Annotated in this window: 21 protein-coding genes; 12 read left to right on the top strand and 9 right to left on the bottom strand. The window is 68.4% G+C overall.

Annotated elements, in window-relative coordinates; translation table 11 throughout:
• The first annotated feature begins 55 nt into the window (after positions 1 to 55).
• The 3 genes from FAZ98_RS13345 to FAZ98_RS13335 all read left to right on the top strand — a co-directional run bounded on the left by FAZ98_RS13345 (position 56) and on the right by FAZ98_RS13335 (position 3,484).
• On the top strand, positions 56 to 1,072 hold the full coding sequence (locus tag FAZ98_RS13345) for an ABC transporter ATP-binding protein (RefSeq protein ID WP_158951635.1): 1,017 nt from the start codon (positions 56 to 58) through the stop codon (positions 1,070 to 1,072).
• The gene (locus FAZ98_RS13340) at positions 1,069 to 2,103 is read left to right on the top strand and encodes a peptide ABC transporter ATP-binding protein (RefSeq protein ID WP_158951634.1); all 1,035 of its coding nucleotides are present in this window, start codon (positions 1,069 to 1,071) and stop codon (positions 2,101 to 2,103) included. The genes FAZ98_RS13345 and FAZ98_RS13340 overlap by 4 nt, the downstream gene beginning before the upstream one ends.
• A gap of 355 nt (positions 2,104 to 2,458) precedes the next feature.
• Positions 2,459 to 3,484: a TraB/GumN family protein gene (locus FAZ98_RS13335; RefSeq protein WP_158951983.1), complete on the top strand. Its 1,026-nt coding sequence runs from the start codon at positions 2,459 to 2,461 to the stop codon at positions 3,482 to 3,484.
• Here the strand turns inward: FAZ98_RS13335 and FAZ98_RS13330 are convergent.
• Entirely contained in the window at positions 3,465 to 5,507 is a 2,043-nt protein-coding gene (locus tag FAZ98_RS13330) for a tetratricopeptide repeat protein (protein ID WP_233272618.1), read from the bottom strand. The genes FAZ98_RS13335 and FAZ98_RS13330 overlap by 20 nt on opposite strands.
• Before the next feature lie 271 nt (positions 5,508 to 5,778).
• On the opposite strand from FAZ98_RS13330, the gene FAZ98_RS13325 reads away from it, so the two are divergent.
• Positions 5,779 to 6,585, top strand: coding sequence for a glycosyltransferase family 2 protein (locus FAZ98_RS13325; protein WP_158951632.1), 807 nt, complete (start codon positions 5,779 to 5,781; stop codon positions 6,583 to 6,585).
• 76 nt (positions 6,586 to 6,661) lie between these two features.
• Here the strand turns inward: FAZ98_RS13325 and FAZ98_RS13320 are convergent, their stop codons facing one another.
• The 5 genes from FAZ98_RS13320 to pxpB form a co-directional block, all read right to left on the bottom strand.
• Entirely contained in the window at positions 6,662 to 7,618 is a 957-nt protein-coding gene (locus tag FAZ98_RS13320) for a DUF979 domain-containing protein (RefSeq protein ID WP_158951631.1), read from the bottom strand.
• On the bottom strand, positions 7,615 to 8,352 hold the full coding sequence (locus FAZ98_RS13315) for a DUF969 domain-containing protein (RefSeq protein WP_158951630.1): 738 nt from the start codon (positions 8,350 to 8,352) through the stop codon (positions 7,615 to 7,617). The genes FAZ98_RS13320 and FAZ98_RS13315 overlap by 4 nt, the downstream gene beginning before the upstream one ends.
• A gap of 371 nt (positions 8,353 to 8,723) precedes the next feature.
• Positions 8,724 to 9,479: a 5-oxoprolinase subunit PxpA gene (gene pxpA / locus FAZ98_RS13310; RefSeq protein WP_158951629.1), complete on the bottom strand. Its 756-nt coding sequence runs from the start codon at positions 9,477 to 9,479 to the stop codon at positions 8,724 to 8,726.
• A 106-nt stretch (positions 9,480 to 9,585) separates the two neighbouring features.
• A complete protein-coding gene (locus FAZ98_RS13305) occupies positions 9,586 to 10,728 on the bottom strand; it encodes a 5-oxoprolinase subunit C family protein (RefSeq protein ID WP_158951628.1) in 1,143 nt (380 codons plus the stop codon).
• Positions 10,725 to 11,384, bottom strand: coding sequence for a 5-oxoprolinase subunit PxpB (gene pxpB, locus FAZ98_RS13300; RefSeq protein WP_158951627.1), 660 nt, complete (start codon positions 11,382 to 11,384; stop codon positions 10,725 to 10,727). Before pxpB ends, FAZ98_RS13305 begins: the two co-directional genes overlap by 4 nt.
• Positions 11,385 to 11,619: 235 nt before the next feature.
• Here pxpB and FAZ98_RS13295 point away from each other — a divergent pair, with 235 nt between their 5' ends.
• Positions 11,620 to 12,132, top strand: coding sequence for a winged helix DNA-binding protein (locus FAZ98_RS13295; RefSeq protein WP_158951626.1), 513 nt, complete (start codon positions 11,620 to 11,622; stop codon positions 12,130 to 12,132).
• Positions 12,133 to 12,177: 45 nt separating this feature from the next.
• Here the strand turns inward: FAZ98_RS13295 and FAZ98_RS13290 are convergent, their stop codons facing one another.
• Entirely contained in the window at positions 12,178 to 12,810 is a 633-nt protein-coding gene (locus tag FAZ98_RS13290; RefSeq protein ID WP_233272617.1) for a 5-formyltetrahydrofolate cyclo-ligase, read from the bottom strand.
• A 20-nt stretch (positions 12,811 to 12,830) separates the two neighbouring features.
• Between FAZ98_RS13290 and FAZ98_RS13285 the strand changes: the two genes are divergently transcribed.
• From FAZ98_RS13285 to FAZ98_RS13270, 4 genes are all read left to right on the top strand, one after another.
• Positions 12,831 to 14,804: a lytic transglycosylase domain-containing protein gene (locus tag FAZ98_RS13285; RefSeq protein ID WP_158951624.1), complete on the top strand. Its 1,974-nt coding sequence runs from the start codon at positions 12,831 to 12,833 to the stop codon at positions 14,802 to 14,804.
• Between the two features lie 119 nt (positions 14,805 to 14,923).
• Positions 14,924 to 15,880 carry a complex I NDUFA9 subunit family protein gene (locus FAZ98_RS13280; protein WP_158951623.1) on the top strand — a complete coding sequence of 319 codons (957 nt, stop codon included), beginning with the start codon at positions 14,924 to 14,926 and terminating at the stop codon, positions 15,878 to 15,880.
• 69 nt (positions 15,881 to 15,949) lie between these two features.
• Entirely contained in the window at positions 15,950 to 16,597 is a 648-nt protein-coding gene (locus FAZ98_RS13275) for a glutathione S-transferase family protein (RefSeq protein ID WP_158951622.1), read from the top strand.
• Entirely contained in the window at positions 16,597 to 17,853 is a 1,257-nt protein-coding gene (locus FAZ98_RS13270; protein WP_158951621.1) for a multifunctional CCA addition/repair protein, read from the top strand. The genes FAZ98_RS13275 and FAZ98_RS13270 overlap by 1 nt, the downstream gene beginning before the upstream one ends.
• Before the next feature lie 54 nt (positions 17,854 to 17,907).
• Here the strand turns inward: FAZ98_RS13270 and FAZ98_RS13265 are convergent, their stop codons facing one another.
• On the bottom strand, positions 17,908 to 18,102 hold the full coding sequence (locus FAZ98_RS13265; RefSeq protein WP_158951620.1) for a DUF2905 domain-containing protein: 195 nt from the start codon (positions 18,100 to 18,102) through the stop codon (positions 17,908 to 17,910).
• 30 nt (positions 18,103 to 18,132) lie between these two features.
• Positions 18,133 to 19,347, bottom strand: a complete 1,215-nt coding sequence (locus FAZ98_RS13260) for a class I SAM-dependent methyltransferase (RefSeq protein WP_158951619.1) — start codon at positions 19,345 to 19,347, stop codon at positions 18,133 to 18,135.
• A gap of 13 nt (positions 19,348 to 19,360) precedes the next feature.
• Here FAZ98_RS13260 and FAZ98_RS13255 point away from each other — a divergent pair, with 13 nt between their 5' ends.
• The 3 genes from FAZ98_RS13255 (at position 19,361) to ttcA (ending at position 21,923) form a co-directional block, all read left to right on the top strand.
• A complete protein-coding gene (locus tag FAZ98_RS13255) occupies positions 19,361 to 20,218 on the top strand; it encodes an SDR family oxidoreductase (protein ID WP_158951618.1) in 858 nt (285 codons plus the stop codon).
• Positions 20,219 to 20,492: 274 nt separating this feature from the next.
• Positions 20,493 to 20,888: a dihydroneopterin aldolase gene (locus tag FAZ98_RS13250; protein WP_158951617.1), complete on the top strand. Its 396-nt coding sequence runs from the start codon at positions 20,493 to 20,495 to the stop codon at positions 20,886 to 20,888.
• Between the two features lie 3 nt (positions 20,889 to 20,891).
• Positions 20,892 to 21,923: a tRNA 2-thiocytidine(32) synthetase TtcA gene (gene ttcA / locus FAZ98_RS13245; RefSeq protein ID WP_158951616.1), complete on the top strand. Its 1,032-nt coding sequence runs from the start codon at positions 20,892 to 20,894 to the stop codon at positions 21,921 to 21,923.
• Positions 21,924 to 22,041: the final 118 nt, after the last annotated feature.

Here is a 22,041-nt window from a genome sequence, read left to right as displayed (position 1 = left end):
CGGTGCCCCCCAAGGGGGCCGTCAGTCCTCTTGGGACGGCCCGGCGAAGACTGACATGACTGATCTTCTTACCATCCGCAATCTGGCCGTGAACTTCAACGGCCTGCCCGCCGTGGACCGCGTGAATCTCTCCGTGGCGCCGGGCGAGGTGCTCGGTATCGTCGGTGAATCGGGCTCGGGCAAGAGCGTCACGATGATGGCGCTCATGGGCCTGATCGACGCGCCGGGCAAAGTCAGCGCCGACTCGATCACGTTCGACGGCCGCGATCTGCTCAACGCCACGGGCAAGGAGCGCCGCCGCATCGTGGGCAAGGACATCGCCATGGTGTTCCAGGACGCGCTCACGAGCCTGAACCCGAGCTACACGGTCGGCTATCAGATCAAGGAAGTGCTGAAGCTGCACGAAGGCCTGCGCGGCGCGGCGCTGCACGCGCGCGCGCTCGAACTGCTCGACCAGGTGGGCATTCCCGACGCGAAGAACCGCATCGACAATTTTCCGCACCAGATGTCGGGCGGCATGAACCAGCGCGTGATGATCGCGATGGCCGTGGCCTGCAACCCGAAGCTGCTGATCGCCGACGAACCGACCACGGCGCTCGACGTGACGATCCAGGCGCAGATCATGGAACTGCTCGTGGCGCTGCAGAAGGAGCGCGGCATGGCGCTCGTGCTGATTTCGCACGATCTGGCCGTGGTCTCGGAAGTCGCGCAGCGCGTGGCCGTGATGTACGCGGGCGAGATCATCGAGACCAACCGCGTGCCGGACATCTTCTCGCGCCCGCACCACCCGTACACGGAAGCGCTGCTGGCGGCCATTCCCGAGCACAACCAGGGCGCGGCGCGGCTCGCGGCGTTGCCGGGCATGGTGCCGGGCCGCGACGACCGGCCCACGGGCTGCCTGTTCGCGCCGCGCTGCAAATACGCCGTGGACGACTGCACGAAGGCGCGTCCGTCGCTCGATCCGGTCCCGGACGCGGCGGATCCCAGCGGCGGCGTGGCGCTCGTGCGCTGCATCAAGCCGCTGATGGTCGCGGCGCACGCGGCGAACGTTAATCAAGGAGGCGCGCGATGAACGCAGTCCTGTCATCCTCACCGCGCGACGCGCACGACGACGACAAGGTGCTCGTCGCCGAGGACCTGAAGAAGCACTACACGGTCAAACGCGGCATGTTCGGCACGGGCACCGTGAAGGCGCTCAACGGCGTTTCGTTCTCGCTGCGGCGCGGGCGCACGCTCGCCGTGGTCGGCGAGTCGGGGTGCGGCAAGTCCACGCTCGCGCGCCAGCTCACGATGATCGAGCCGCCCACCTCGGGCACGCTCACCATCGACGGCGAAGACGTGGCGCAGGCCAACGGCGCGAAGATCGCCGCGCTGCGCCGCCGCGTGCAGATGGTGTTCCAGAACCCGTTCGCCTCGCTCAATCCGCGCAAGACCGTCGAGCAGACGCTCGGCGAGCCGCTCGCCATCAACACGCGCCTCACCGCCAGCGAGCGCGCGGACCGCATCGCGCACATGATGCGCATCGTCGGCTTGCGGCCCGAGCACGCCAAGCGTTATCCGCATATGTTCTCGGGCGGGCAGCGTCAGCGTGTGGCGATCGCGCGCGCGATGATTCTCGATCCGCAGATCGTGGTGGCCGACGAGCCCGTTTCCGCGCTCGACGTCTCGATCCAGGCGCAGATTCTCAATCTGTTCATGGACTTGCAGGAGCAGTTCCGCACCAGCTACGTGTTCATTTCGCACAATCTGGCGGTGGTCGAGCATATCGCCGACGACGTGATGGTGATGTATCTCGGCGGCGTGGCGGAACTCGGCGACAAGGAGACGGTGATCGCGCGGCCGCGGCATCCGTACACGCGTTCGCTGCTCTCGGCCACGCCCGCGATCTTCGAGGCGGACCGCCGCGAGAAGATCAAATTGCAGGGCGAACTGCCTTCGCCGCTCAACCCGCCGTCGGGCTGCACGTTCCATCAGCGCTGCCCTTATGCGATCGAACGGTGCCGCAGCGAGGTACCGCAACTTCGCGAAGTCGATGGCCGTCAGGTATCCTGCCATCGTGCAGAGGAGGTGGGGGAAGAGGATGGGCGGCCCATGCCGGCCTGAAGCAACGGCGGCGCGCGGCAATACGCGCCGCCCGCCAGGGGGCGGCCGTCGCGCCGCGTTGTCGTATTCGTCGGGGTTCGCAGCGGGCGCGCGCCTGCTCGTGGGCGCGCTGGCCGAGCGGATTCGCACGGTGCGCGGGTTCGTCACGCTGCGTTCGGCGCTGCGTTCGGCCCTGAGCGCGGCGTTCATGCTGGCGGTCGCGTTCGGGCCCGCGCTCGAACGGCCGCTGCGCCTCGCGTGGGCGCAGGCCGGCGCGGCTTCGGCCGGCAGACCGGCCGGCCCGGCGCGTTCGCTCGCGGGGTTCGGCCGGTCGCTCGACATCTCGTTCGCCGCGTTGCTGCGCGCGCGCGGCTTCATGCCTGCCGCACGCGCGGCGGGCGCGGCGGCGCGCACGCCCGGCATGCAGCCGCCGCTGCCGCCCATGTCGCGCCTGACGCCACGGTCGGCGGCGCCCTCCACCAACGCCATTCCCGGCTTTCACCCCGCGCCCGCGGTGCCGAGCTACGCCTCGGGCACCACGGCGGGCGGTCCCGTGCGCCGGCAGCCCGCGCGCATGCCGTTCTATGTCGCCACGCGCGGCAACGTCACCATTTATCTGCTGGGCACGCTGCACGTGGGCGACCCCGCCGATTACCCGCCGGGCCAGCCGTTTCGCAAGCCGATACTCGCGGCGCTCGCGGCCTCGCCGATCATGGCGCTCGAACTGTCACCCGACGACCTGCTCGTCTCGCAGGACGACGTCTCGAAATACGGCGTATGCCGGCGGCCGTGCCTGCCCGGTTTGCTGCCGGAACCGCTCTGGCAGAAGCTCGAAGCGCGCCTGCGCGGCAACCCCGACGCGCTCGCCGAAATCCGCAAGATGCGGCCGTGGCTCGCCTCGCTGCTGGTCGAAACCTACGATTCGCTGAGCGCCGGCCTGCAAACCGAATACGGCACCGAGGCGCAATTGCAGAACGTGTTTCTGCGCTGGAAGGGGCGCCGTATCGTTGGGCTCGAGACGCTCTCCGAGCAGATGCGCGCGTTCACCTATCTCACGCTCGCGCAGCAGCGCGAGATGCTCGCGCAGGATCTCGCGCAAACGCCCGCGCAGAACGTGGCCGACATGCAAACACTCTTGCGCCTCTGGCGCGTGGGCGACGCCGACGCGATTGCCGCGTGGGAGAGCGCGCGCACCGAAAAGCTCGCGCACGACCGGCGCGTGGCGGCTTCGGTCGACAACCGCATCGTCTACGAGCGCAACCGGCGCTTCGTGCAGCGCATGCAGCAGTACGTGGCGCCGAACAAGCCGCTGTTCGTGGCGGTGGGCTCGCTGCACCTGGGCGGCCCCAAGGGCGTGCTGCAACTGCTGCGGCAGCGAGGCTTCACGGTCGATCCAGATTGAGGACGGCTTGCCCCGAGGCGTCCTGGCCGGCGTCCCGCTCGTCTCCGGCGGCTCCCGGCCGCGCGCTTTCGGGCGGCGACGCCGGCGTGCGTTTCGACCGCTTCGCGCGGGGCGCGGCCTCGCGTGGCGCACCGGTCTGCCCCGCGTCTTCCGTCCTGGCCGCGCGCGGGCGCTTTGGCGCTTGCGCGAGCGCGTCGCGCAGGGCGGCGATCGCCTCGCGCCAATCGCCCACTTCACGCTGACGGAACAGCCGCGCCGTGGGATACCACGGCGAATCCGTGCGCGCTTCGAGCCAGCGCCATTCGGCGTTGGCGGGCACGAGGATCCACACCGGCTTGCCGAGCGCGCCCGCCAGGTGCGCGACGGCCGTATCCACGGCGATCACGAGATCGAGTTGCATGATGAGCGCGGCCGTGTCGGCGAAATCGTGCAGTTCGGCGGTGAAGTCGTGGATGACGACGTCCGACGCCTGCGCGAGCGCCTCGAGTTGCGCGCGCGCCGCCTCGCCCTTTTGCAGCGAGAACCAGCTCACGTTGGCGGTGTCGAGGACGGGCCGCAGCGCGTCGAGCGCGACCGAGCGGTTGCGGTCGTTGTAGAAGCCCGCATTGCCAGCCCAGCACAGGCCCACGTTGCGATGTCCCGCCGGCTTGCGCGGTTTTGCGCCGGACGAAGCACCGGACGAAGCGTTGACAGGAGACTCGGCAACAGCGCCGCCGAGCGTCGCGCGCATCGCGGCCTGCACGCGCGGCCGCCAGGCGTCGATCTCGGCGCGCGGCGCGAACAGGTAGGGCACCTCGGCGGGAATAGTGTGCAGTTCGGTCCCCACGCAGGACGGCACGCTCATCACGTAGACCCAATAGTCGTAGGCGCCTTCCGGCGCGCCCGCCCAGGCGCGGCGCACGCCGGGCACGCTCTGCGCGAGGCGCAGCATGGGCGGCGGCATGCAGGCGTCCACGGTCGCGCCGAGCGCGTTCAACACGCTCGCGTAGCGCACGAACTGGATCTGGTCGCCGAAGCCCTGCTCGTGCACGAGCAGCACGCGCTTGCCCTCGAGCGGCTCGCCGCGCCATTCGACGATGCCTTCGATATCGAACGGCGCGTAGTCCAGCGCGCGCCAGCGCTTCGCGTACTCGGCCCAGCCTTCGCGATACTCGCCGCGCTTGAGCTGGAGCCAGACGAGGTTTTGCCGGGCGTCGGCGTTGGCGGGATCGAGTTCGAGCGCGCGGCGGTAGAACGGCTCCTCCTCGTCGTTGCGCCCGAGCGCGCCGAGCGCCGCGCCCAGGCATACGAGATTCGTCGCGCTGGGCTCGTGCCTGACCGCCTCGCGATAGCACGCTTCGGTTTCGTGAAACGCGCCGATATTGCCGAGCGCCGTGCCGAGGTTGATCCACGCGCGCGCGTAGTCGGGGCGCAACCGGGTCGCGTGGCGAAAGCTCGCGATGGCCGCTTCGTGGTCGCCGCGCGCCGCCCATGCGTTGCCGAGGTTGAAGTGCAGCGCGGGGTCGTCGGGGGTGAGCGCGAGCGCCACGCGATACGCCGCGAGCGCCTCGTCGTGGCGGCCGAGCCGCGCGAGCGTGCTGGCGAGATTGGTTTGCGCGTTCGCGGCGCGCGCGTCGAGCGCCAGCGCCGCGCGAAAATGCACGAGCGCCGCCTCCGCTTCGCCCGCCTCGCGCAATGCGAGCCCGAGATTGTTGTGCGCGTCGGCGAATTCGGGGTTCAGGCGCAGCGCTTCGCGCAGCGCGCGGACGGCTTCGTCGCGGCGGCCCAGCGCGCCCGCGGCCAGCCCGCGATGACTCCAGCAGGTCGCATTGGCGGGCGCGAGCGCGAGCGCGCGGTCGATCAGCGCGAGCGCGCCGGCATGGTCGCCGAGCTGGTGCCGCGCGACGCCGCTGTAGTGCAGGGCTTCGGCATGCGTGGGGTCGAGGGCGAGAAGGTCGCCGTAGCGCGCTTGCGCTTCGTCGAGCCGGCCGGCGGCGTGCGCGTCGAGGGCGGCGGCGAATCGCGCGGACGAGGTCGTGGGCATGGGCATCTCATGGCGGCGCCGGCCAACCCGGACTTCTGGCCGACGGCGCAACGCGTAAAGGGAAATCGCTCACCGTAGATTTCCCTTGGCGCGACACGCGATCAGCGCACTCCGAAAGGCGTCGCTTCTTTGCGCTCGATCCAGGGATCGCCGCCATCGTCGGTATCCTGCAATTCAGACGTATCTTTGGCCACCGCTTTCGTCCGAATTCGATACCGCTTCCCCGGCCACCTCCCTAAGATGCGGATTTTCCGCTGTCGAAGGATTCATCATGCTGTCCCAACCGTTCGCCACTGCGAGCGCGCCCGTCGTGAGCGTCATCACCCCTACGTGGAATCGCGAGGCGCTGCTGCCGTTTGCGTATCGCTCGGTCGCCGCGCAGCGCGAGGTCGCGCTCGAATGGATCGTGATCGACGACAGCGCCGCGCCCAGCGCCTTCATGCGCGAGCTGACCGACCTGCGCGTGATTTATCGCCATGTGCCGCAGCGCATGACCGTCGGCGAAAAACGCAACCTGGCCGTCGAGCTCGCGCGCGGCGACGTGATCGCGCATTTCGACGACGACGAGGTCTACGCGCCGCGTTACCTGAGCACGATGCTCGGCCAGATGCACCGCCACGAAGCGGAGTTCGCCAAGCTGGGCGCGTTCTTCGTGTACAGCCGCGTGTACGGCCAGTTCGGCTATTGGGACTTGATGCGCAAGAGCGGCCTGCATTTTTGCTGGAGCGGGCGGCCCATGACGCTGCTCAACTTCCCGCACGACAACCCCGCGTTCGCCGACAACCATCTCGGCTACGGCTTTAGCTATCTCTACACGAAGCGCCTGTGGGCCGCGCAGCCGTTCGAGCCGCGCTCGTTCAACGAAGACGGCCTGTTCGCGGCGGCGGCGCGCTCGCACGGCGCGCGCATGACACTGCTCGCCGACGACATCGGCCTGTGTCTGCACGTATTGCATGCGCACAATACGTCGAAGAGCTATCCGCAGTTTCTGTTGCCCGACGTGCTGGTCGAACGGCATTTCCCGCATTTTTGCGAAGCGCTCGCCGCAGCGGCGATGCGCTCGGCTCGCGCGCCGTGAGCCACGGATTCTCTCGATAAAAGCCGCTCGCGGTGCCCCGCATCGGCAGCCCGATATTCCCGATACCGCGGCGCGCTTACGAAAACCCGAACGCGTTCAGCAGCACGATATTGGCGACCAGAATGCCAAGCGCCGTGGGCACCTGCACGCGAATCACGGCGTTCTTGTCCGGCAACTCGAGCAGCGCGGCGGGCACCATGTTGAAGTTGGCGGCCATGGGCGTCATGAGCGTGCCGCAATAGCCCGAGAACATGCCGATCGCGGCCATCATCGCCGGGTTCACGTGGAAAATTCCGACCAGCACCGGCACGCCCACGCCGCCCGTCATCACCGGAAACGCCGCGAAGCCGTTGCCCATGATGACGGTGAACAGCGCCATGCCCACGCAGTACACGACCACGGCCACGAAGCGCATATCCATGTCGATATAGGACGTGGTCACGTGCGCGACCGCCTTGCCCACACCGGCGTCGGAGAACACGAGGCCGAGCATGCCGAGCATCTGCGGCAGCACGGCCGCCCACGAGAGGGCGTCCACGAGCCGGCGCGTTTCCTTCATCGACTGGCCGACGCTGTCGCGCGTGATGACGCACGCAATGCCGAGCGCGATCACGCAGCCCACGCCGAAGCCGATCAGCGTGACGTTCTTCGGGTCGATGAGCGGCGTGCCGCCGAACACGAGATGGCTCGCCGCGAGCGTGAGCACGACCGTGACCACGGGAATCGTCAGCGCGGGCACGAACAGCTTGTTGCCGAGACGCTTCGCGCTCGCGAGGCGCGCTTCGAGCGCGAGCACTTTCGGCCTGGCGGCCGTCACGCCGCCGAAACCCGCGATGAGCGCCATGGCGAGCACGAGCGCGCCGACCACTTCGACGGGCAATCTGTCGCCAACCAGAAAGATGAGCGCGTAGAGCAGCCAGAAGCCGCCCGCCGTGAAGCGGCGCGGATGCTCGCGGTCCGTCACGATCATGCCGCCCACGATCAGCAGCACGATGCCGAGCAGCCAGAACAGCCAGTTGAGCGTGAGCGTCATGCTTCGTCTCCTTGTCCCGGAGCGGCTTGCGTCACCGCGCCGCGCGCGCCGCCCAGTTCCTTTTCCAGCTTCCGGTCCAGCCACCACAGCCGCGCGCCGTGAATCAGAAACGCGCAAATGGCCGTGGGAATGCCCCAGAGCGCCACGTGGATCGGCTCGACGGACACGCCCGCTTCCTTGAGCAGCGTGACCATCAGCACGATCGCGCCGAACGCCACGAAGATGTCCTCGCCGAAGAAGAGCCCGACGTTGTCGGTGGCCGCCGCGTACGCGCGCAGCTTGTAGCGCACCGAATCGGCGAGCTTGCCGAAGCGGTTTTCGGTGGCGCCTTCGGCCATCGGCGCGATCAGCGGACGCACCATCTGCGGATGACCGCCGAGCCCCGTGAGGCCCACGGCCGCCGTGAGTTCGCGCACGAGCAGATAGACGATCAGAAGACGCCCGGCCGTGGCGGCCTTGATGTTGCCGATCCAGATCTGCGCGCGCTCGCGCAAACCGTGGCGTTCCAGCAGCCCGATCACCGCGAGCGGCAGCAGGATGATGAGCGGAATGTTGCGGGTCTTGATGAAGCCGGTGCCGATCGCCGCGAGGATCTTCGCGGGCGAAAAACCGGCCGCGAGCCCCGTGGCGACCGCCGCCGCGGCGACGATCAGCATCGGATTGAAGCGTAGTAAAAACCCGGCGACGATGACGGCAACGCCGATCAGCGGCCATAAGTTGACGGTGCTCTGCATGGGATCTCCAAACACTCTGGCTTGTCGTAAATGCCGCGCGTGCGGCGAAACGGTCCCGCGCGAAGTCTGCGCTGCGCGCGGCGGACTGCATTGACTGCCCGGCTCTGACGGCCGTTCGTGGTACTGCCTGCTGAGAACCTGGTTTGATGCGACTACGGCTGCTGGTTGGCGAGCTTTTTTTAATCGATGCTGGTGATGCGGGTGATGCGGGTGATGCGGGTGATGCGGGTGATGCGGGTGATGCGGGTGCGGCGGGTCAGGCGCGGCGAGAGGCGCGTGCTTTCTGTACTGCCCGATTCCGCGAGGTCTTGCGCGCGCCGCCTCGTTCCGCGAGGAACGCGCGGCGCGCCCCGGTAACCGGTAACCGGCGATCAGCCTTCGACGGGCCCGGCGGCCTGCACGCCGATCCCGGCGTCGTCGAGCGCCGCGCGAATGCGCCGTGCGAACGCGAGCGCATGCGGACCGTCGCCGTGCAGGCAGATCGTCTGCGCGTTGAGCGGCACCCAGGCGCCGTCGATGGCCTGCACGCGTTGCTCGCGGATCATCGCGAGCGTGCGCGAGAGCACGAGGTCTTCGTCGTCGAGCAGCGCGCCGGGCTGGCTGCGCGGCACGAGCGAACCGTCGGCGCGATAGCCGCGATCGGCGAACACTTCCTCCACCGCCACGAGCCCCGCTTCGCGCGCGGCCGCCACGAGCCCGCTGCCCGCGAGCGCGAACACGGTCACCGAAGGATCGAAATCGTGCACGGCGGAAACGATCGCGTCGGCGATCTTCGGGTCGCGCGCGGCCTGGTTGTAAAGCGCGCCGTGCGGCTTCACGTGCGCGATGCGGCCGCCTTCGGCCTGCGCGATCGCGGAAAGCGCGCCGAGCTGGTACAGCACGCCCGCGTAGATCTCGCCCGCGGGCAGGTCCATTTCCTTGCGGCCGAAGTTCTCGGGGTCGTTGAAGCTCGGATGCGCGCCGATCGACACGCCTTTTTCGACAGCCCAGCGCACGCATTCGCGCATGGCGTTGGCGCCGCCCGCGTGCCAGCCGCACGCGATGTTGGCGGAGCTGACGAGGTCGAGAAGCGCCTCGTCGGAACCGCAGCCTTCGCCGAGATCGGCGTTCAGATCGATGGTGGTCATGATGTTCCTTGCTGCTCGTCCTGCGGATTGCTGAATACGAATGGCCGATGTCGCTGTTACTACCACTTTCGGTGCCGATCCCGCGTGACGCGTCACGCGAAACGCGTCACGTGCCCGACGTCTCGCCCGGCGCGCCGTGCGCCATCGCGGCGGCCGGTTTCGAGACGGCGACCGATACCGCGCGCCGGCTCGCGTAACGCTCGTCGTGCATGGCGATCGCGGTGTCGATCTGGCGCAGATACGCGCGTTCCTCTTCGAGCGCCGCGCGCGCGACGGCCGGGGTCGTCTCGACGAAGCGCACGCCGCCCGTCAGGCGCACCTGCGCGAGTTTCCACAAATCGGCGCGAATCACGGCGCCGATCTTCGGATAGCCGCCGGTGGTCTGCGCGTCGCTCATCAACACGATCGGCTGACCGCTGGGCGGCACCTGGATCGTGCCGGGCAGCACCGCGTGCGAGAGCAGGTCGGCGCTGTCGCTGCGCGCGAGCGCCGTGCCCGTGAGCCGGAAGCCCATGCGGTTGCTGTTGGGCGTGAGCTGCCACTCGTCGTGCCAGAACGCCTGCTGCGCCTCGGGCGTGAAGCTGTCGTATTCGGGACCGCGCAGCACGCGCACGGGCGGCGCCCACGCGGCGCCTTCCGGATGGCGGCCGCGCCGCCGCTCGAGCCCGTGCGCTTCCTCGGCGAGCACGAAGTTGCACCACGCGGGCGCCTTCACGCCGAAGGCCGGCGCGAGCGCGTCGAGCGCCGCGCGTTCGCGGCCGCCCGGCCGGACCGCAGGCGCGAACGAAGCGCCGATAGCGAGGCGGTCGCCGTCCTTGAGCGCGCGGCCCGCCAGACCGCCGAAGCCCGCTGCGAGGTCGGTGCTGCGCGAGCCCAGCATCGGCAAGACGTCGATGCCGCCCGCCACGCACACGTAGCCGCGCATGCCGCGCTTCGCGCCGTGGAGCACGAGTTCCTCGCCCGCCGCCACGGGCAGGCTCCACCACGACCAGACGGCCTTGCCGCCGAGCGTGGCGCCGAACTCGGTGCCGGTGATGGCCACGCGCGTGGCGCGCGCGAAGCGCAGCGCCACGGGGCCGAAGGTGATTTCGAGGCCGGCGGCGTCGGGGCGATTGCCCACCAGCCGGTTGCCCACTTCGAGCGCGAGCGTGTCGAGCGCGCCGCCCGTGGCGACGCCGAGATGGCGGAAACCGGGACGCCCCAGATCCTGGACCGTGGTGAGCAGGCCCGCGCGAACGACTTCGATCATGCGAGCAACTCCGCGATGGTGAAACGCACGCGATCGCCCGGCATCAGCAGCGTGGGCGGGTTGTGCGCGGGATCGAACAGCTTGAGCGCGGTGCGGCCGAGCAGTTGCCAGCCACCCGGCGAGCCGGCCGGATAGATGCCGGTTTGTTCCCCGCCGATACCGACCGAACCCGCCGGCACGGCGAGGCGCGGCTCGCGGCGGCGCGGTGTGTGCAGCGCGGGTTCGAGCCCGCCCAGATACGCGAAACCGGGCTGGAAGCCGAGAAAGAACACCGTGTAGACGCCCGCCGCGTGGCGTTGCGCGACTTCCTCGGCGCTCATCTTGCAGTGCCCGGCCACCACGGCCAGATCCGGCCCGTGCTCGCCGCCGTAGCTCACCGGAATCTCCACTTCGCGGCCCGCCTCGGACGCCTCGGCGGCGTCGCGCCAGGCTTCCTTGAGCGCGGCGGCGAGCGCGGCCGGATCGGCGGCGAGCGGGTCGAAGGTGATGGTCAGATTGTTCATGCCCGGCACGACCTCGCGCACCGGCGCCCAGCCGCGCGCGAGCGCGGCCACGGCCCAGACGCGGCGCTGCACGTCGAGCGTGGCCGGCGGCGGCGCCTCGCAAACGAGGGCTTCGTCGCCGAGCGGAAAAATGCGGGGGTCAGGATTGGGCATGGTGCGATGAGTCGGAAGCGTTGCCATCCGCAAAAATGGGCGGTTGCCGTGAGTCGACGGCTTCGTCGATAGAGTACATTGTCGATAAATTATCTACAAATTATCAATAAGCGTTTTTGCCAGGCGCCTCGTTTTCGGCCCGGACAGTACACTTGCGCCACGCCATGCGCGCGCCGTTTCGCGGCTTGATCGCCGCGCCCGGGCGCGTTTTTTCCACGACCACGGGTGATTTGCCATGTCGCGCCAGCCGACCAAGATCGTTTCGTCCGAACATCTCGTCTCCGAAACGAGCGCCGAGCTTTCCGAGTTCGAGTACGCGCTCATCATGGCGAGCAACGCGTTCAACCGCTGGATGGTGCGCTGCATGTCGGCGGCGGGCGTGAAGGACATGACGCCGATCGAGGTGTCGCTGCTGCATCACGTCGGCCATCGCGAGCGGCGCAAGAAACTGGCCGACATCTGCTTCGTGCTCAACATCGAGGACACGCACGTCGCCACCTACGCGCTCAAGAAGCTCGTTTCCAGAGGGTATGTAAAAAGCGAAAAGACCGGCAAGGAGGTCTTCTTTTCGGTGACGGAGGCGGGCCGCGACCTGTGCCTGCGTTATCGCGACGTGCGCGAAAGCTGCCTGATCGCCACCTTGCAGGAAAGCGGCCTCACGAATCTGCAGATCGGCGAGGCGGCGCAGCTCATGCGCAACGCCTCCGGTCTCTACGACACGGCCGCGCGGGCGGCGGCCTCGCTCTGAGCGGCGCGGTATTTAACGCGGCATTTAACGCGGCATTTACCGCGATCACGCGATGACGTGACGCGCCGAAGGGGCGTAATGCGTGGCCGCCTCGGTCACCACGGCGTCGAGCGGCAAGTCGTGCGCCTCGCGCGCGAGCACGCCGCCGTCGATCCGGCAGCTTTCATAGGCGATACCGATCGTGACGGGCGGCGTGGCCGCCGGCCAGGCCGCGAGCGTGCGGTCGTAATAGCCGCCGCCATAGCCGAGCCGATAGCCTTCGCGGTCGAAACCCACGCACGGAATCAGCAGCAGGTCGGGCACGGCGAGTTCGCGCGCCGCGGGTTCGGCAATGCCGTGATGACCTTCGCGCATGGGCGCGCCGGGCGTCCACGCGTGGAACACGAGCGGCGTGTGGCGCTCGGGAATGTGCGGCAGCGCGGCGCGGCGCGCGGGATCGGCGGCGAGCCAGGCGGCGATCCCGTCGCGCGCGTCGAACTCGCCTTGCAACGGCCAGTAGAAGCCGATGCAGGGCGACGGCCAGCGTCTCGAAATGCCGGCGAGCAGTGCATCGAGGCGCACTGTCAGCGCTGCACTGAGCGCCGCGTCGGAAGCCGCCGCGACGCGTACCGGAAGGAGCCTTGCACGCCAGTCCTTTTTGGATTCCGTATGAGGGTTGCGTGCTATGCTTGGGTTCACCTCGCGCTCCCGTAATAACGATGTCCAAACGCCTTGTCCGAGTATATCGCCTCGTTGGTCTCGCACTGACCGCAGCGACACTCGTAGCATGCAGCACGGCGGACGCCGTGCGACCCGTCGCGCTGCCCGTAGGCGCGGTTCCCACACCCGACGACCAGACCTTCATCCAGCTTCGCGAAGCCGCGCGCAATAACGACCCCGCGCGCGCCGCGCAGCTCGCTGCCTCGATTCCCGATTACCCGGCGCCGTCCTATCTCGAATACTTCCAGCTCAAGCCGCAGCTGTTCGATTCGCAGGGCCATGCGCGCCTGGATGCGCCCGACGCACCGGTGCTGTCGTTCCTGCAACGCTACGACGGCCAGGCGATCGCCGACCGTCTGCGCAACGACTATCTGCTCGTGCTGGGCGCGCGTCACGACTGGGCGAAGTTCGACCAGCAGTACCCGCGCTTCGTGCTCAACGACGACACGCAGGTCAAGTGCTACGCGCTCGAATCGCGCGCGGCGCGTGGCGAGAACGTGGCGCCGGCGGCCCGCGCGCTGCTCGTCGAACCGCGCTATTACGGCGACGGCTGCGTCGACCTCATCACGGCGCTCGCCATCAAAGGCCAGTTCTCGAGCGACGACGTCTGGACGCAGATCCGCTTCGCGTACGAACAGAACCAGACGTCCACGGGCGCGAAGCTGCTCGACGGTCTGGCGCAGCGCCCCGACCCCACGGCGTTCAGCCAGGCGGTGAGCACGCCGCCGCTCACGCTCGCGCAGGGCGTGACCGGCGACCCGGCCTCGCATCAGCTCGCGCTGCTCGCGGTCACGTCGATGGCGCGCAACGATCCGGCCATGGCCGCGGCCACCTTCGCCGCCGTCGCGCCGCAGCTCACGTCGCCCGAACGCGCGATCGGCTGGGGCACGATCGGTTATCAGGCGGCGCTCAAGCGCTTGCCGGGCGCGCTCGACTGGTATCGCCTCTCGGCCAACGCGCCGCTGTCGAACGCGGCTTACGAATGGCGCACGCGCGCGGCGCTGCTCGGCGGCGACTGGACCATGGTGCGCTGGTCGATCGAGCAGATGCCCGACGCGCTGCGCGCCCAGCCCTCGTGGGTCTACTGGCATGCGCGCGCGCTCAAGCAGGCGGGCGAGACGGCGCAGGCCAACCAGGAATTCTCGTCGATCTCGCAGGGCTTCAACTTCTACGGCCAGCTCGCCACGGAAGAACTCGGCCAGAAGATCACGATCCCGCCCAAGACCACGGTGAGCGACGCGGAAATCGCGCAGGTCGCGCAAACGCCGGGCTTCGCGCTCGCGCAACGCTTCTACGCGCTGAACCTGCGGCTCGAAGGCAACCGCGAATGGAACTGGCCGTTGCGCGGCATGAGCGACCGCCAGTTGCTGGCCGTGGCCGAATACGCCAAACGCATCCAGCTGCTCGATCGCACGGTGAACACCGCCGACCGCACGCAAACCGAGCACGACTTCTCGCTGCGCTATCTCGCGCCGTTCCGCGACGTGGTGGAGCGCGACGCGCAAACCAACGGCCTCGACGTGGAATGGGCGTACGGCCTGATCCGCCAGGAGTCGCGCTTTATCCTCAATGCCAGGTCGGGCGTGGGCGCGAGCGGTCTCATGCAGATCATGCCGGCCACGGCGCAGATGGTTGCGAAGAAGATCGGCATTGGCCCGCTGTCGCGCGACCAGCTCAACGATCTCGACACCAACATCCTGCTCGGAACGAACTATCTGTCGATGATCTACAATCAATTCGACGGTTCCGCCGTGCTCGCCACGGCGGGCTACAACGCCGGGCCGGGCCGCCCGCGCCAATGGCGCTCGACCTTGCAGGGCGGCGTCGAAGGCGCCATCTTCGCGGAAACCATTCCGTTCCAGGAAACCCGCGATTACGTGAAAAACGTGTTGTCCAACACGGTCTACTACGCGGCGCTGTTCGAGGGACGTCCGCAGTCGCTCAAGGCACGCCTCGGCTATATCTCGCCGTAAGCGTCATGCCGCTGGCACGCGGCGTGCGCTTCGCGAAGCGCGCCGCGTGACCGGCCGGCTTTCCGGGCCGGACCTCTCGCGCGGCGTATTCGTTCGCCAAGCCTGAAGGGAGGTCGAAGATGAAGCATCAAACCATCGCGGTCATCGGCGGTTCGGGATTCATCGGCAGCCATCTCGTCAACGCGCTCGTCGAAGCGGGCAAGAACGTGCGCATCGCCACGCGCCGCCGCTTCAATGCGCGCCATCTCACCATGCTGCCCGTCGACGTGATCGAAACCGACGTCTTCGATCCGGTCGCGCTCGCCGCGTTTCTCGAAGGCGCGGACGCCGTCGTGAATCTCGTGGGCGTGCTCAACGGCGGCCAGGGCAAGCCGTACGGGCCGGGTTTCGCCAAAATGCATGTCGAGCTGCCCACGAAGATCGTGGCCGCCTGCGAAAGCAAGGGCGTGCACCGGCTCGTGCACCTGAGCGCGCTCGGCGCGGACTCCAATGGCCCGAGCATGTACCAGCGCTCGAAGGGCGACGGCGAGAAAGCCGTGCATGCGTCGCCGGCGCTCGCTTCCACGATCTTCCGGCCGTCCGTCGTGTTCGGTCCCGAGGACAACTTCCTCAACCGTTTCGCGCTGCTGCAAAAGCTTCTTCCCGTGATCCCGCTCGCGATGCCCGAGGCGCGGTTTCAGCCCGTGTTCGTGGGCGACGTTTCGCGGGCGATCGTCAACGTGCTCGACCTCGACGCCGCCACGGGCCGCACCTACGAGCTGGGTGGACCGAGCGTCTACACGCTCGAACAGCTCGTGCAGTATTGCGGCGAAGCGATCGGCCGCAACGCGCGCATCGTGCGCCTGCCCGAGGCGTTCGGCCGCCTGCAGGCGCTCTCGTTCGAAATGGCGCCCGGCGTGCCCGTCATCACGCGCGATAATCTCGATTCGATGAAGGTGGACAACGTGCTGACCGGGCCGCTCGCGCCCGAGCTGGACCTCGATCCCGCCAGCATCGAAACGATCGCGCCGCTCTATCTGGCCAATGCCTCGCTGCGCTCGCGGCTGAACATCTTCCGCGCGAGCGCGGGGCGCTAAATCCTCGCCAGTCGAGGATGATCGCAGGGCGCCGGCGCGCCTCACTTACTTTTACGGTCAAAACAAGGCATGAAGCTCGTCATTGGAGACAAGAACTATTCGTCGTGGTCGATGCGCCCGTGGCTGCTGCTCAAGCACTTCGGCATCGCGTTCGAGGAGGTGCTGATCGAACTCGGCGAACCCGGCACGAAGTCGTCGATACTCGCGTTTTCGGCGTCGGGCAAGGTGCCCTGTCTCGTCGATGACGACGGCTTCGCCGTGTGGGATTCGCTCGCCATCGCCGAAACCCTGGTCGAACGCTTCCCGCAGCACGCGCTCTGGCCGCGCGAGGCCAACGCGCGCGCCCGCGCCCGCAGCGTGAGCGCCGAAATGCACTCGGGCTTCGGCGCGCTGCGCAACGAGATGCCGATGAACATTCGCAAGCAGAAGCCCGGCGCCGGCGCGACGCCCGCGGCGCTCGCCGACGTCGCGCGCATCGACGCGATCTGGCGCGCGTGCCTCGCCGAAAGCGGCGGCCCGTTCCTGTTCGGCGAATTCAGCATTGCCGACGCCATGTACGCGCCGGTCGTGATGCGCTTCGCGAGCTACCAGCCCGCGTTGTCCGCCGAAGCCGCCGCGTATGCCGGGAGCGTGCGCGCACTGCCCGCCGTGGCCGACTGGGTCGAGGCGGCCCTGCGCGAAACCCACCGCGTGGCCGACGACGAGCGCGACGACTGATGAAGATCTACGTGGTGGGCGGTGCGATCCGCGACGAGATGCTCGGGCTGCCGGTGCGCGACCGCGACTACGTGGTCGTGGGCGCGACGCCGGAGCAGATGGTGGCGCAGGGGTATCGGCCCGTCGGCAAGGACTTTCCGGTGTTCCTGCATCCCGAGACGCAGGAGGAATACGCGCTCGCGCGCACCGAGCGCAAGACGGCGGCCGGCTATCACGGCTTCCAGTTTTTCTACGCGCCCGACGTGACGCTCGAAGAGGATCTCGCGCGGCGCGATCTCACCATCAACGCGATGGCGCGCGAGGTGCAGCCCGGCGGCGTGCTCACGGGTCCGGTGGTCGATCCGTCCGGCGGCGCGCGCGATCTCGGCAACCGCGTGTTTCGGCACGTGAGCGAGGCGTTTCTCGAAGATCCCGTGCGCATCCTGCGCATCGCGCGTTTCGCGGCCCGTTTCGCCGATTTCACCCTCGCGCCCGAAACGCTCGCGCTCATGCGCGAGATGGTGAAGTCGGGCGAAGTGGATGCGCTCGTGCCCGAGCGCGTGTGGCAGGAACTCTCGCGCGGCCTGATGGAAACGAAGCCCTCGCGCATGTTCGCGGTGCTGCGCGAATGCGGCGCGCTCGCGCGCGTGCTGCCGGAAGTGGACGCGCTATGGGGCGTGCCGCAACGCGCCGACTATCACCCCGAAGTGGATACGGGCGTGCACGTGATGATGGTGATCGACCACGCGGCCATGCAGAACTACACGTTGCCGGTGCGCTTCGCGGCGCTCACGCACGATCTCGGCAAGGCGACCACGCCCGAAGACGTGCTGCCGCGTCACATCGGTCATGAAGGGCGCAGCGTCGATCTGCTCAAGCCGCTGTGCGACCGCCTGCGCGTGCCGAACGAATGCCGCGATCTCGCCACGCTGGTCGCGCGCGAGCACGGCAACATGCATCGCGTGATGGACATGAACGCGGCTTCGCTCGTGCGCATGCTCGAGCGCTGCGACGCGCTGCGCAAACCCGCGCGTTTCGCCGAGGCCTTGCAGGCCTGCGAGTGCGATTTGCGCGGACGTCTGAACTGGGAAAACGCGCCGTATCCGCAAGCCGAACGCTTGCGCGTGGCGCTCGTGGCGGCGCGCGGCGTGGATGCGGGCGCGATCGCGCAAGGCGTGGCGAAGGCGCACCCGCAGGGCGCGACGGAGAAGATCAAGGACGCCGTGCATCAGGCGCGCGTCGCGGCGGTCGAGGCCGCGCTGGTCGCCGAGGCGTGAGGCGGCGCGAGCGGCGGGAGCGGCGCGAACGGCACCGGCCGCGAACGTCAGGATTTACAGCACGCGCACGAGAAACGACAGCGCCATCGAGAGCACCAGCGTCGACATGAAAGGCAGCGGATACTCGCGGCCGAAGATCCGCAGCGTGACGTCGCCGGGCATGCGGCCGATGCCGAGCTTCTTGAGCCACGGCTGCGCGCCCGACAGGATCGCCACGGCGATGAAAGTGGTGAGAAACCAGCGGATCATGATGTCGATGTCGCTACGTGGTGTGAGGCGCTAGAGCGTGTGGCTGCGGTCGCCGCGCGCGAACGCCGCGAGGGTCGTGCCGATACCGCGCGAAAACGCGATCACCTTGAACAGTTCGCCCATCTCGGCTTCCGAAACGAGTTTCTGCACGGCGTTCGCGGCGGGCAGAAAGCGCCGCGCGTCGTGCGGATCGATCTCGCCGAGCACTTCGGTGATGCCCGCGTTCATCAGGAAGCGCGCCTGCGAGGTGTAGCCGAGCAGGTCCGCGCCCGCATCCACGCCCGCCTCGGCGATGCCCGTGAATTCCACGTGCGCGGTGATGTCCTGCAAGCCCGGATACAGAAACGGGTCGCCGTGCGCGCGATGCCGGTAGTGGCACATCAACGTGCCCTGCACGCGCTGCGGGTGGTAGTACTCGTGGCGCGGAAAGCCGTAGTCGATGAAAAACGCCGCGCCGCGCGCGAGCATCGTGCAGACGGTGCGCGTGAACGCGAGCGCGGCCTCGTGCGTTTCCGTCACGTAGTCTTCGCTGCCTTCGAGGCCCGCGAGCACACCGTTCGCGCCGCCGTCGCGCCAGCTCGCCTCGCTGCCCGAATGCGCGGGTTGATCGGCGAACTCGAGCGCGCCCGCGGCGTTCACGCTCACGCCGCGTTCGTGCCACACGGCGTCCTTGCGCGCGTAGAGGCGCACGGGCATGGCGTCGAGCACTTCGTTGCCGAGCACCACGCCTTCGAATTGCGCGGGCAGCGCGTCGAGCCACGTCACGCGGTCGAGCAGCGCGGGCGCGAGCCGGGCGATGGTCTCGCGCTGGCGTTCGCGCAACTCGCCCGAAAGATCGACGATCGCGTAGGAATCGAACGCCACGCCCGCCGCGTCGAGCGCGAGCATCACGCCCGCGGCGAGCCGCCCGGTGCCCGCGCCGAATTCCATCAGGCGGTGCGTGCCGCTCGCGGCGAGCGCCTCGGCCACGGCGCGCGCCAGGGTCGCGGCAAAGAGCGGCGAGAGTTCGGGCGCGGTGACGAAGTCGCTGCCGTCTTCGGCGAGCAGGCCGAATTTGCGCGCGCCGCCGCCGTAATAGCCGAGCTTGGGCGCGTAGAGCGCGCGCTCCATGTAACGGTCGAACGGCAGCCAGCCGCCCGCCGCGGCGATCTCGGCGCGCAACGTGGCCGCGAGCGCCTCGGACTGCGCGAGCGCGATCGGCTCGGGAACAGGTAAACTAGCGGGTTCGTGAGCTTTCGGATTCATCCCGGCATTGTAAATGAGCGCAACTTCGGTGATCCGCCCGGCTGCTGCCGATACCCCGTCGAGCGGCGAAGCATCGCGCCCTGATTTCCCGGCGCCCGTGGTGCTGGTGACGGGCGGCGGCCGCCGCATCGGGCGCGAGTTGTCGCTCGGCTTCGCGGCGCGCGGCTGGGACGTGGCGGTGCATTACGGCGAATCGCGCGCGGGCGCCGAGGAGGTGGTCGAGCAGATCGCCGCCATGGGCCGCCGTGCCGTGGCGCTGCACGCGAATCTGGCGAACGAGGCCGAGGTGGCGCGGCTCGTGCCCGACTGCGCCGCGGCGCTCGGCCGGCCGGTTTGCGTGCTCAACAACGCCTCGCGTTTCGAGGAAGACACGGCGCGCGACGTCGGCTATACGAAGCTGCTCGACCTGATGGCGATCAACGTGGGCGCGCCGCTCGTGCTCGCGCGCACGCTGTTCGAGGCCACGCCCGAGGCGGCCGTGGAGGACGAGGCGCTGCGCACCTGCGTGATCAACGTGCTGGACCAGAAGCTGTACAACATGAACCCCGACTATCTGTCGTACACGCTCACGAAGGCCGCGCTCGCGAACGCGACCGTCGCGCTGGCCCAGGCGCTCGCGCCGAAGGTGCGCGTGGTCGGGCTCGCGCCGGGTCTCACGCTGCAGTCGGGCGACCAGACGCCGGAAGGTTTCGCCGCCGCGCACCGCGTCACGCCGCTCAAGCGCGCGTCGCGGCCCGGCGATCTCGTCGAGGCGGCGCTGTATCTGGCGCGCGCGGCGGGCGTGACGGGCACGACGCTCGTGGTGGACGGCGGCCAGCATCTCGTGCCGCTGCCGCGCGACGTGATGTTTTTGACGGGCGGCGACGCGTGAATCGCGGCGCCTGATTGGCACGAAGCAGCACGCCGAAGTTGCACGTCGGTTGGCACATCGATCGGCGCTGAGATTTGCAACTAAATGCAGTAACCGATACACCCCGCGATTCGCCGCCACGCCCGAGGGCCGCGCCGGCGAGCGCAGAGCAACGAAGCGAGCCGCCGCGCACGAGCGGTTTCGCAGACCGGCCACCCGGCCGGAAGACCAGAGGGCGCGCTGCGCCCGCCCACGTGCGAGGTTGAACCGCACGCTTTTATCGACTGGAACGCACATGTCCGCCGTTTTACTTCATCCCCGGCTCGCCGATTGCCGCCGGCTCTTCCTGCGCAACTACGAAGTGCACATCAACATCGGCGTGCACGATTTCGAAAAGCGCGGCGAGCAGCGCGTCGTCATCAACGTCGACCTGTACGTGCCGCTCGCTTCCACGACGCCGCACGAGGACAAGCTGCGCGAAGTCGTCGATTACGACTTCATGCGCGCGACCGTTGCCGAGCGCGTGGGCAAGGGCCACATCCATCTGCAGGAAACGCTCTGCGACGACCTCGCGGCCGCGCTGCTCTCGCACGAGCAGGTGCGCGCGGTGCGCGTCTCGACCGAAAAGCCCGACGTTTATCCGGACTGCGACGCGGTGGGCGTCGAAGTCTTTCGCATCAAAGAGGACTGATTCATGAACGCCCCCGAAACCTTGCCCGTCGGCGAGGACGCCAGCCAGGCGCCCGGCACAGAAGCCGGCGCGCAAGCCAGCACCCAGGCCAGCGCCGAAACCGGCGCCCGCCGCCCGCTCACGCGCCGCGAGCAGAAAGACGCCTACGAGAACAACAAGCTGTTCAAGCGCATCGTGCGGCAGGTCGGCCAGGCGATCGGCGACTACAACATGATCGAGGACGGCGACAAGGTCATGGTCTGCCTCTCGGGCGGCAAGGACAGCTACGCCATGCTCGACGTGCTGCTGCGCCTGCGCGAGCGCGCGCCGATCCACTTCGACATCGTCGCGGTAAATCTCGACCAGAAGCAGCCCGGCTTTCCCGAGCACGTGCTGCCCGCGTATCTCGACCAGGTGGGCGTGCCTTATCACATCGAGAACCAGGACACCTACAGCATCGTCAAGCGGCTCGTGCCGGAAGGCAAAACGACCTGTTCGCTGTGCTCGCGCCTGCGCCGCGGCATTCTTTACCGCGTGGCGGGCGAGCTGGGCGCGACCAAGATCGCGCTCGGCCACCATCGCGACGACATCCTGCAAACGCTGCTGCTGAACCTGTTCCACGGCGGCAAGCTCAAGGGCATGCCGCCCAAGCTGCAATCGGACGACGGCAAGAACGTTGTGATCCGGCCGCTCGCGTACGTGAAGGAAGTCGATCTGGAAAAGTACGCGGAACTGCGCGAATTCCCCATCATTCCGTGCAACCTGTGCGGCAGCCAGCCGAACCTCAAGCGCGCCGAAATGAAGGCGCTGATTCGCGACTGGGACAAGCGGTTCCCGGGCCGCGTCGAGAACATGTTCAATGCGCTCGGCAACGTCGTGCCCTCGCATCTGATGGATACGGGTCTCTTCAACTTCAAGGATCTGCGCGCGACGGGCGAAGCCGATCCGGCCGGCGACATCGCGTTCGACGAGGAACCGTGCTCGACCGATCCGGCGCCGGGCGAAGGCTCGCAGGGCGGCGCGACGCTCAAGTTCACGCCGCTCGACGAGTTGTGATGACACGACGGGTATCAGCGGGCACGGTAGCCGGGTTCCGCCGCTAGCCGATGACTGATAACCGATGGCGCCGGCCCCGACGGCGCTGTCGGATTGCACTGGCGGCGGGGCTTGCGGA

Origin of the sequence: Paraburkholderia acidisoli, assembly GCF_009789675.1 — a bacterium.
Lineage (GTDB): Bacteria > Pseudomonadota > Gammaproteobacteria > Burkholderiales > Burkholderiaceae > Paraburkholderia > Paraburkholderia acidisoli.
The sequence above is the reverse complement of the archived record's forward strand: the minus strand, read 5'-3'. Positions and strand labels throughout refer to the sequence as shown.

What these genes read in the sequence shown, in the direction of transcription:
- FAZ98_RS13330 (WP_233272618.1), bottom strand. Translation starts at nt 5,507, where the DNA reads ATGCCCACGACCTCGTCCGCGCGATTCGCCGCCGCCCTCGACGCGCAC.
- FAZ98_RS13265 (WP_158951620.1), bottom strand. Translation starts at nt 18,102, where the DNA reads ATGATCCGCTGGTTTCTCACCACTTTCATCGCCGTGGCGATCCTGTCG.
- FAZ98_RS13280 (WP_158951623.1), top strand. Translation starts at nt 14,924, where the DNA reads ATGAAGCATCAAACCATCGCGGTCATCGGCGGTTCGGGATTCATCGGC.
- pxpB (WP_158951627.1), bottom strand. Translation starts at nt 11,384, where the DNA reads ATGCCCAATCCTGACCCCCGCATTTTTCCGCTCGGCGACGAAGCCCTC.
- pxpA (WP_158951629.1), bottom strand. Translation starts at nt 9,479, where the DNA reads ATGACCACCATCGATCTGAACGCCGATCTCGGCGAAGGCTGCGGTTCC.
- FAZ98_RS13285 (WP_158951624.1), top strand. Translation starts at nt 12,831, where the DNA reads ATGTCCAAACGCCTTGTCCGAGTATATCGCCTCGTTGGTCTCGCACTG.
- FAZ98_RS13250 (WP_158951617.1), top strand. Translation starts at nt 20,493, where the DNA reads ATGTCCGCCGTTTTACTTCATCCCCGGCTCGCCGATTGCCGCCGGCTC.
- FAZ98_RS13345 (WP_158951635.1), top strand. Translation starts at nt 56, where the DNA reads ATGACTGATCTTCTTACCATCCGCAATCTGGCCGTGAACTTCAACGGC.
- FAZ98_RS13270 (WP_158951621.1), top strand. Translation starts at nt 16,597, where the DNA reads ATGAAGATCTACGTGGTGGGCGGTGCGATCCGCGACGAGATGCTCGGG.
- FAZ98_RS13315 (WP_158951630.1), bottom strand. Translation starts at nt 8,352, where the DNA reads ATGCAGAGCACCGTCAACTTATGGCCGCTGATCGGCGTTGCCGTCATC.
- FAZ98_RS13275 (WP_158951622.1), top strand. Translation starts at nt 15,950, where the DNA reads ATGAAGCTCGTCATTGGAGACAAGAACTATTCGTCGTGGTCGATGCGC.
- FAZ98_RS13260 (WP_158951619.1), bottom strand. Translation starts at nt 19,347, where the DNA reads ATGAATCCGAAAGCTCACGAACCCGCTAGTTTACCTGTTCCCGAGCCG.
- FAZ98_RS13255 (WP_158951618.1), top strand. Translation starts at nt 19,361, where the DNA reads ATGAGCGCAACTTCGGTGATCCGCCCGGCTGCTGCCGATACCCCGTCG.
- FAZ98_RS13295 (WP_158951626.1), top strand. Translation starts at nt 11,620, where the DNA reads ATGTCGCGCCAGCCGACCAAGATCGTTTCGTCCGAACATCTCGTCTCC.
- FAZ98_RS13325 (WP_158951632.1), top strand. Translation starts at nt 5,779, where the DNA reads ATGCTGTCCCAACCGTTCGCCACTGCGAGCGCGCCCGTCGTGAGCGTC.
- ttcA (WP_158951616.1), top strand. Translation starts at nt 20,892, where the DNA reads ATGAACGCCCCCGAAACCTTGCCCGTCGGCGAGGACGCCAGCCAGGCG.
- FAZ98_RS13320 (WP_158951631.1), bottom strand. Translation starts at nt 7,618, where the DNA reads ATGACGCTCACGCTCAACTGGCTGTTCTGGCTGCTCGGCATCGTGCTG.
- FAZ98_RS13305 (WP_158951628.1), bottom strand. Translation starts at nt 10,728, where the DNA reads ATGATCGAAGTCGTTCGCGCGGGCCTGCTCACCACGGTCCAGGATCTG.
- FAZ98_RS13340 (WP_158951634.1), top strand. Translation starts at nt 1,069, where the DNA reads ATGAACGCAGTCCTGTCATCCTCACCGCGCGACGCGCACGACGACGAC.
- FAZ98_RS13335 (WP_158951983.1), top strand. Translation starts at nt 2,459, where the DNA reads ATGCCTGCCGCACGCGCGGCGGGCGCGGCGGCGCGCACGCCCGGCATG.